This is a genomic window from Streptomyces sp. NH27 (assembly GCF_056859195.1).
This window is the reverse complement of the sequence record NZ_JACEGK010000366.1, coordinates 1-8,094: the sequence shown is the minus strand read 5'-3', so window position 1 is coordinate 8,094 and position 8,094 is coordinate 1. Positions and strand designations below refer to the sequence as shown.

Here is an 8,094-nt window from a genome sequence, read left to right as displayed (position 1 = left end):
CCCCCGTGCCCGCTCGTACACCAGAAGTACGACCGACACCCCGGGCACGGCGGAGGCGGTGGGGACAATGGACCAGGCCGCCACGACGGTGCCGGCCGCGGCGGCACCACCACCGCGTCCACTCCCCCGGCCATCCCCCCGCGCACCGACTCCGTCATGGTGCCCCGCCTGATCGCCACCGCCACCGCGAACGGCCCGCGCGAGGCCGAGTGGCTGGTACGGACCGCCGGACTGCCGCACATACTGGCCCAGCCGGAGACCGCCCGCACCCCCTCCACGCACACCTACCAGCTGTGGCGCGCGGTGCTGGCGCGTACCGGCCGGACCGACGCCGGACTGCTGGCAGCCGCCGGCTACCGGCCCGGCCTGCTCGACGTGTTCGACTACCTGATGACCTCCGCGCCGACCCTCGGCGAGGGTCTGACCCGCGGCGCGGCCAACATCCACCTGCTCAGCTGCAATTCGGCGCTGAGCGTCGAGGAGTCCGGCGACGAGGTGACCATCGGCTATGACGTACAGCACGGCGAGGACGAACTGCGGTGGGTGGTAGCGGAGTTCGCGCTCGGGGCGCTGACCACGCAGTTGCGGTACTCGACCGGGCGGGACCTCTCCCCGGTCCGGGTGGCGTTCGCCCATCGGGCACCTCGGCGGCAGGCCACGCACCAGGAGATCTTCGGGACGGCCCGGTTGGAGTTCGGCGCGACGGCCGACACGATCACGCTGCACCGGCAGGACCTGGAACGGCGATTGGAGACCGCCGATCCCGCGCTGGCCGCGATCATGCTGCGCGCCGCGGCGGCGACGCCGCCACCCCGGATACCGCGATCCGTGCCCGTACCCGGACTGCGCGAGGTGATCGCCGCGCAACTGCCCAATGGACGGCCCTCGTTGGCCGATGCGGCGCGGCGCCTCGCGATCAGCCCGCGCACCCTGCAGCGCAGGCTCGGCGACTCCGGCACCACCTGGCGGGCCGAACTGGACGCGGTACGGCGGGAACAGTGGCTCCGGCACGAGAACGCGGGCCCGGCCCAGCGCGCCGCGCGGCTGGGGTTCGCCGAGTCCCGCTCGCTCCGGCGCGCGATGAACCGCTGGGACACAGGCACCGGCGGCGAGGGAGCCCGCACCGACGACAGCGCCGATCGCAGGACCGGCGACGCGGGGACCGGCGACGGCTCCGGCACACAACAGGAGGCGGGCACGACATGACCGACGGAACCGAGCGCGCCCGGTACAGCGACGGCGGCGACCCGGCGTGCTGGCTGGACCGGGTGTGCGAGGAGTGCGGAGCCTTCCGGGAGACGGCGGCCCCCGAGTGCGCCCGCTGCGGCACCCCGTTCCCGGACTTCCGCCGCCATCTCGGCGGCGCACTGCCGTGGTGCGCGGGAACAGCGGAGTGAGTCTCATCCCGTTCGCCCACCCGGGGGCGCGCATTCTGGCGTACACGCCCGTAATTACGGCCTTTCGTATCCGCCAAGTGCGATGGCGCTACTACGCTCAGCGGCAGGCAGGAGAGTGACGGCGCCGGGGAGTCGGGAGGGCCGTATGGATGCTGAACCTGCACGGACGGTGGAGACGGACATCGAACGGGTGGGCGGCCGGCCCACCGAGCAACTCGCGCGGTTACTGGGCCGCGCCGACAACGGCGCGCAGGCAGCGCGGCACCTGGCCGAGGTGCACGGCGCGCTCATGCACCACTGCGGTCTCCAGTCGTGCCGCCACGCCAAGGGGCCACCGCGGCCGCTCGACCGGCGTACCTACCGGCACAGCTTCCTCCTGCCGGACGGCGGGGTGCGGCTGGTGTGGGAACTGGAGCACAACACCGGGCCGGGCGGGGAACTCCGGCACGCGGTCTTCACCGACCGCGGCGAACTCGCCCTCGCCGAGTGGGCGGCCGACACGGCGTTCGGGCAGCCGCTGCCGCCGCGGCTCGGCCCGGACGCCGGCACCGACCTCACCGGCGGCACCGATCTGGCCGGGCTCGGCGGACTCACGGATCTGGACGGCGCGGACGGCGCGGACGGCGCGGAAGCCGTGGCCGGCCTCGACGGTCTGGACGGCGTCACAGGCACCGGCGGCCCGGACGCGTCGGGCGATCCGGTGCGGCCGGTGCCGCCGCCACCCGAGCAGCGCGGCTTCCATCGCGCCTACACCGAGGCCGACTCGCCCGAGCACGCCCGCCGCCTCCTTCGCCGCGCGTCGAACGCCAACCCGCCTGGCGAGGACGTCCACCGGCGCCTGCACGCGGCCATCGCCCACACCATCGGCATCGTGACCCGCCGCAGCACGCACATCGCCGGCCGCACGGTGACCTGGTCGCTGTACGAGCACGCGTTCCTCCTGCTCGACGGCACCGAGCTGAGCCTGTGGGAGATCGACCACACCCGCACCCCGAACGGGAGCCCGGTGTGCGAGGTCTACACCTCCCACGACGCGGCACTGGACACGGTGGTCCGCCGGATCGAGGCGGGTTAGCCGGGTGAGCCTGGTGAGCCGGGTACGGAGCCGTCCGGTTCCGTACCCGCCTCACCCGTCGGCGCCGCGCCCGGGACGGCCGTCCGGCTCGGGGTGCGTGGCGGTCGCCGGGGGCGCATGGTCGTGGCCGTACTCGCAGACGTGGCCGCGCTCCCCTTCGGCGGTGAGCTTGACCAGGGTCAGCCGGGACAGCGGAGGTGCGGTGCCGGTGCGGCCGGCCCGGCGCCAGGCGATGAGCACAGTCAGCCGGATCATCTTCCGGGCGACATACACCAGCAGCGCGGCGAGCGGGAGTTCGGCGACCACCGCCGTGATGATCGAGCCGGTCAGCTCGCCGCTGTTCCAGTCCAGCGCGATGTCGAACCAGGCGTCGCAGCACAGCAGCGCGGCCGTGACCAGTGCCCACGGGATGAAGATCTGAAGCCGCCGCCAGGCGCACAGCGCGGTGATGCCGATCGCGACGATCAGCGCGGCGTCGAAGCCGACCCAGGCGAAGCGCCACTGGTCGACCTCGTGGTGGGTGGGCAGGCTGGCCGAGAGGTAGCCGATCCACGGGATCAGGAAGACGAAGCTGGCCGTGATGACGGCGAGGAACATCCGGCGCAGGTGACGCACGTGGTGATCGTGCGGTGACGGGACCTCGTGAACCATGCCGTCCACTGTGCCGGACGCAGCCGCGCCGCGAACGGCGACGAGCGGAACACGGGCGCCTCGGACCGGTTCCGGAGGGCTGCCCACGGTGTACGGTCCACGGCGGCGCGGCTCACCGGGGATACGGCTACGGGTCACGGCTCACCGCGGCGCGGCTACCGGGCGCGGCTCACGGGCACGACGGAACCGGCGGCGATCCGGGCGCCGGCGCGCGCGGCGCCGTACCGAACGGGTCGAGGGAGCTCACGGCGTCGGACAGCGCCCGGAAGACGTCCTCGCCGAGCTGGGCGACCACGCGGGCGCGCAGGGTCTGCGCGAGCGCGCGGGAGGCGGCGAGCACGGACTCGGCACCGGCCGAGGTCAACGCGGTGTAGACGACCCGGCGGTCCTCGTCCGAGGGGCGGCGCTCGACGAGTCCGGCGTCGGCGAGCCGGTCCACGAGCTTGGTGGTGCCGGCGGTGGAGAAGCCGAGCGCCGCGGAGAGCTGGTTCATGGGCGCGGCCTGGCCGGGCGCGGTGACCAGGAACATCAGCGCCTGGAAGGAGCTGGGCGCCAGCCCCTGCTCGGCCTCGACGTCGGCGAGCATGTCGTCGGTGAGCCGTCGCACACCGGACTGCAGGGTGTGCCACTGCTTGAGCAGGGCCAGTTCGTCGGCGTCGGGGCAGGCTTGCGCCGCGTTGCTCCGTACGGGTTCCACCACCATGGCTCCAGGATAGCCTTCGAGTTATTATCTCGCCGGTTAGCTAATTGCTGGTAATGTATTGAGCGTTTCATCAGACGAGGGGCCGATCCGGCCCGATCGTGCCCGGAGAGGACGACGCCCATGTCGCAGACCACCGCCGACGCCGGACGCTGGGTGCTGGACCCCGCGCACTCCTCCGTCCGCTTCAGTAGCAAGAGCTTCTGGGGACTGGTCACGGTGAAGGGCACCTTCGGCACCGTCAGCGGCGAGGGCGAGGTCGCGCCCGACGGCACCGCACACGGCACCTTCACCATCGACGCCGCCTCGCTCGACACCGGCAACGCCAAGCGCGACAAGCACCTGCGCTCCGCCGACTTCTTCTCCGTCGACGAGCACGCGTCGATCGTCTTCACCGCCGGCACCGTCACCGCTCCCGCGGGCGACTCCGGCGAGGTCCAGGTCACCGGCGACCTCGCGGTCCGCGGCGTCTCCCGCCCGATCGCCTTCCCCGCCCGGGTCACCCTCACCTCCCCCCAGGAGGCCACCCTGGAAGCCGATATCGCCGTGGACCGCGCCGAGTTCGGCATCACCTGGAACCAACTCGGCATGCTCACCGGCCCGTCCAAGGTCGCCGTCACCGCGCGCTACCGCCGCGAGAGCTGAGCCCAAGGGCCGGCGCGGCAGCCCGAACAAGCGGCAGCCGCAGGTCGGTTCGACGGGCCGGTCCGACGGATCAGATGCGGACCCCGCGCCGCCCGATCGCCCGCGGCACGATGAGTGCGCGCCCGGGCAGGGTGCGGACGCGATGGCGTGGCGGGGGCACCCGCGGCCGCTGCGCCGGGCGGGCATGTTCCGGGTGCCGGCCGTCCCGTTCCCGCTGGGCAACCGGCCGGTCGACCGGACCCGGGGCCGCCCTGTCGCGGCCTTCCGTTCCCCGCCGCGGCCCCCCCGACCATGGGGTGAAGTAAAGCAAGGCTATCCTAAGTTCCGTGAGAGCTGGGGAACGTTCATCCGAGAGATCGTCGCGACCGCGTCGTGGTCATGAGTTGTCGGCCGAGGACGTGACCGTGGCGTACGACGGCACCGACGTCGTACACGGGGTCGCGATCACCCTGCGGCCCGCGGAGGTTGCCGCGCTCGTGGGGCCGAACGGCAGCGGGAAGTCGACGCTGTTGCGCACACTCGCCCGCCTCCAGGCCCCCAGGACCGGAACGCTCACGCTCGACGGCGGCACCGAAGAGGCCCTGGACGGCAGGGTCCTGTCCGCGCGTGAGTTCGCCCGCCGTATCGCCTTGTTGACCCAGGGCCGGCCGACGCCGAGCGGGCTCACGGTCCGGGACGTGGTCGAGTTCGGCCGCTACCCGTACCGGGGCCGCTGGGGCCGGCCGGATCCCGACGGCACCGCCGCGGTGGATCGGGCCCTCGCGCTGACCGGGTTGGAGAGCCTGACCGGCCGCGGGGTCGACCAGCTCTCCGGGGGACAGCTCCAGCGGGTGTGGCTCGCCGGCTGCCTCGCCCAGGAGACCGGCGTGCTCCTCCTCGACGAACCGACGACGTACCTCGACCTGCGCTACCAGGTCGAACTCCTCGACCTGATCCGCGACCTCGCCGACGACCACGGGATCGCCGTCGGCGTGGTTCTGCACGACCTCGACCAGGCGGCAGCCGTCGCCGACCGGATCGCCCTGCTGCACGACGGCCGGATCGTCGCCGACGGCACACCCGACGAGGTGCTGACCCCGCAACGCCTCACCGAGGTCTACGGCATCCGGATCGACGTGGACACCGACCCCGCGACCGGCAGGCCGCGCACCCGCGCGATCGGCCGCCACCACGCACGAAGCGAAAGGCACCACACCCCCTCATGAGTCGTCCTCCCGTCGTCGTGGCCATCTGCGCGACCATCGCCTCGGCGCTCGTCCTGGCCGGCTGCGGCACCACCGAGCCCTCCACCAAGTCCGCCGACGACTCCGCGTCGTCCGCCTCCACCAGCGGCTCGGCGACGCCGGCCGGCCCGGTCACGCTCACCGACGCGTCCGGCGCGACGGTGCACCTGGACCACCCCGCCACCCGGGTCGTCGGCACCGAGTGGAACGTCGTCGAGGACCTGGTCGCCCTCGGTGTCGCCCCGGTCGGCGTCGCGGACGTCAAGGGCTACACCGCCTGGGACAAGGCGGCCCCGCTGACGAACTCGCCGAAGGACGTCGGCACCCGCGGCGAGCCGAGTACCGACGCCATCGCGGCCCTCACCCCGGACCTCGTCGTGGCGACCACCGACCTCTCGCCTTCGGTGGTGAAGCAGCTGCGGAAGGTCGCCACCGTCCTCGTGGTGCGGCCCGCCGACGCCGCCGACCAGGTCGGGACGATGACCAAGGGCCTCGACCTCATCGCCAGGGCCACCGGCACGACGACGAAGGCCACGGCCGTCGAGCACGCCTTCCAGGCCAAGGTCGCCGCGGGCCGCAAGAAGCTCCAGGACGCGGGCCTGGCCGGGAAGAAGATCGCCTTCGCCGACAGCTACGTCGTGGCCAACCAGGTCTCGGTCCGCGCCTACACCAGCGGCTCCCTCATCGGCGCCGTCAACGAGGAGTTGGGGCTGAAGAACGCCTGGACGGTCAAGGGCGACAAGAGCTACGGCCTCGCCACCACCGATGTCGAAGGGCTCACCGGCCTCGGCGACGTCCCGTTCGCCTACATACAGAACAACAGCGACGGCGGCGACCCGTTCACCGTCGACCTCGGCAAGAACGCCGTGTGGAAGTCACTGCCGTTCGTGAAGGCGGGCCATGTGTACCGGCTCCCCGACGGCGTCTGGATGTTCGGCGGACCCGGGTCGATGGAGGCGTACATCGACGGCCTCGTCGACGCGCTCACGAAGTAGCGCCGTGACCGTCACCGAGAGGACCGCGCCCGCCCCCGCCCGCACGGCCGCGGCCATGTCCGGCACGGGGGCGGTCGCTGCGGCGGGCGTGCTCGTGATCGTGGTCGCCGCCCTGGCGATGGTCGACATCACGCAGGGCACCGCCGCGGTCGGCGCGAGCGAGGTGTGGAAGGCGCTCACCGGACACGCCGACCAGGCCGACGCCTCCGTCGTCATCGCCTCACGCCTGCCGCGGATGGTCGCCGGCATCCTGGTCGGTGCCGCGCTCGGCAGCGCGGGCGCCGCGTTGCAGGCGGTGAGCCGCAATGTGCTCGCCGCGCCCGACACGCTGGCGGTGAACGCCGGTTCGTACCTCGCGCTCGGGGTGCTCACCGTCACCGGCGCGTCGTTCCCGCTGCTGGCCTCCTCCGGCGTCGCGTTCGTCGGCGGCCTCGCCGCGGCGGCCGTCGTGCTCGGCCTGTCCGGCCTCGGCGCCGGCACGGTCCGGCTCGTCCTGGCCGGCAGCGCCCTCGCGCTCGGGCTGGGTTCGATCACCGACGCGCTGCTGCTGCTCTTTCCCGAGCGGACGAACGGCCTCTACCAGTGGAGCCAGGGCAGCATCGGCCAGAACGGGTTCGGCGGCGTCGACCAGATGGCACCGGTCGTCGCGGTCGGCCTCGTCGGGCTGCTGCTGGTCGCCCGCCGCGTCGACGCTCTCGCCCTGGGCGACGACACGGCCCGCGGTCTCGGCGTCCCGGTACGCGGCACCCGGATCACCGTCGTGGTGCTCGCCGCGCTGCTGTCCGCCGCGGCGGTGACGCTCGCCGGGCCGATCGGGTTCATCGGGCTGTGCGCGCCGGCGCTGGTACGGCCGTTGGCCCGCCGGTTGCGCACGCTCGTCCGGGTCCGGGCGGCCGTGCCCTTCGCCGGACTGGTCGGCGCGGCCCTCGTGCTCGGCTCCGACGTGCTGCTGCGGGCGCTGGTGAGCAAGCAGTCCGCACCCTCGGTACCCACCGGCGTCATCACGAGTGTCGTCGGCGCGGTGTTCCTGGTCGCGATGGCCTTCCGGGCCCGGGACTCCGGCGCCGTCGCCGAGTCCGACCGGATGCGCACCCCCGGCCGGGCGGGGTTCGCGCTCTGCCTGGTCACGCTCACGGCCGTGCTGGTCGCCGTGGTGATCGCCGGGGTGCTGCTCGGCGACACCAAACTGCTGCTCGGCGACGTCACCAACTGGGCGCTGGGCCGGGCCGGTCAGGGTGTCACCTTCGTCCTCGACACCCGGGTGCCCCGGGTGCTCGCCGCGCTGCTCGCCGGCGCGGCGCTCGCCCTGTCCGGCACCCTCGTGCAGGCCGTGACCCGCAATCCGCTCGCCGAGCCCGGCATCCTGGGCGTCTCCGGCGGGGGCGGCCTCGGCGCCGTACTGCTGGTC

At 73.4% G+C, this 8,094-nt stretch carries 9 protein-coding genes; 7 read left to right on the top strand and 2 right to left on the bottom strand.

Annotated elements, in window-relative coordinates; all coding sequences use genetic code 11:
- The 3 genes from AC13HU_RS25935 to AC13HU_RS25925 all read left to right on the top strand — a co-directional run.
- The coding region (locus tag AC13HU_RS25935) for an AraC family transcriptional regulator ligand-binding domain-containing protein (protein ID WP_483044364.1) at nt 1-1,206 on the top strand (1,206 nt) is incomplete at its 5' end.
- Nucleotides 1,203-1,397, top strand: coding sequence for a hypothetical protein (locus AC13HU_RS25930; protein ID WP_483044363.1), 195 nt, complete (start codon nt 1,203-1,205; stop codon nt 1,395-1,397). The genes AC13HU_RS25935 and AC13HU_RS25930, both read left to right, overlap by 4 nt.
- Before the next feature lie 145 nt (nt 1,398-1,542).
- Nucleotides 1,543-2,472 carry a DUF6227 family protein gene (locus AC13HU_RS25925; protein WP_483044362.1) on the top strand — a complete coding sequence of 310 codons (930 nt, stop codon included), beginning with the start codon at nt 1,543-1,545 and terminating at the stop codon, nt 2,470-2,472.
- A 51-nt stretch (nt 2,473-2,523) separates the two neighbouring features.
- Here the strand turns inward: AC13HU_RS25925 and AC13HU_RS25920 are convergent, their stop codons facing one another.
- Together AC13HU_RS25920 and AC13HU_RS25915 are read right to left on the bottom strand one after the other, a co-directional pair.
- Nucleotides 2,524-3,087, bottom strand: coding sequence for a hypothetical protein (locus AC13HU_RS25920; RefSeq protein WP_483044361.1), 564 nt, complete (start codon nt 3,085-3,087; stop codon nt 2,524-2,526).
- A 205-nt stretch (nt 3,088-3,292) separates the two neighbouring features.
- On the bottom strand, nt 3,293-3,826 hold the full coding sequence (locus AC13HU_RS25915) for a MarR family winged helix-turn-helix transcriptional regulator (RefSeq protein WP_483044360.1): 534 nt from the start codon (nt 3,824-3,826) through the stop codon (nt 3,293-3,295).
- 120 nt (nt 3,827-3,946) lie between these two features.
- Between AC13HU_RS25915 and AC13HU_RS25910 the strand changes: the two genes are divergently transcribed.
- From AC13HU_RS25910 to AC13HU_RS25895, 4 genes are all read left to right on the top strand, one after another.
- The gene (locus tag AC13HU_RS25910; RefSeq protein ID WP_483044359.1) at nt 3,947-4,468 is read left to right on the top strand and encodes a YceI family protein; all 522 of its coding nucleotides are present in this window, start codon (nt 3,947-3,949) and stop codon (nt 4,466-4,468) included.
- 326 nt (nt 4,469-4,794) lie between these two features.
- The gene (locus AC13HU_RS25905; RefSeq protein WP_483044358.1) at nt 4,795-5,673 is read left to right on the top strand and encodes an ABC transporter ATP-binding protein; all 879 of its coding nucleotides are present in this window, start codon (nt 4,795-4,797) and stop codon (nt 5,671-5,673) included.
- Nucleotides 5,670-6,686 (top strand): ABC transporter substrate-binding protein, encoded by a 1,017-nt coding sequence (locus AC13HU_RS25900; RefSeq protein WP_483044357.1) that lies wholly within the window; start codon nt 5,670-5,672, stop codon nt 6,684-6,686. Before AC13HU_RS25905 ends, AC13HU_RS25900 begins: the two co-directional genes overlap by 4 nt.
- Nucleotides 6,687-6,741: 55 nt before the next feature.
- Nucleotides 6,742-8,094 (top strand): iron chelate uptake ABC transporter family permease subunit (locus AC13HU_RS25895; RefSeq protein WP_483044365.1); only part of this gene is annotated, 1,353 nt, incomplete at its 3' end.

Coding starts and splice junctions, on each gene's coding strand:
- AC13HU_RS25930 (WP_483044363.1), top strand. CDS start 1,203: ATGACCGACGGAACCGAGCGCGCCCGGTACAGCGACGGCGGCGACCCG.
- AC13HU_RS25925 (WP_483044362.1), top strand. CDS start 1,543: ATGGATGCTGAACCTGCACGGACGGTGGAGACGGACATCGAACGGGTG.
- AC13HU_RS25915 (WP_483044360.1), bottom strand. CDS start 3,826: ATGGTGGTGGAACCCGTACGGAGCAACGCGGCGCAAGCCTGCCCCGAC.
- AC13HU_RS25910 (WP_483044359.1), top strand. CDS start 3,947: ATGTCGCAGACCACCGCCGACGCCGGACGCTGGGTGCTGGACCCCGCG.
- AC13HU_RS25900 (WP_483044357.1), top strand. CDS start 5,670: ATGAGTCGTCCTCCCGTCGTCGTGGCCATCTGCGCGACCATCGCCTCG.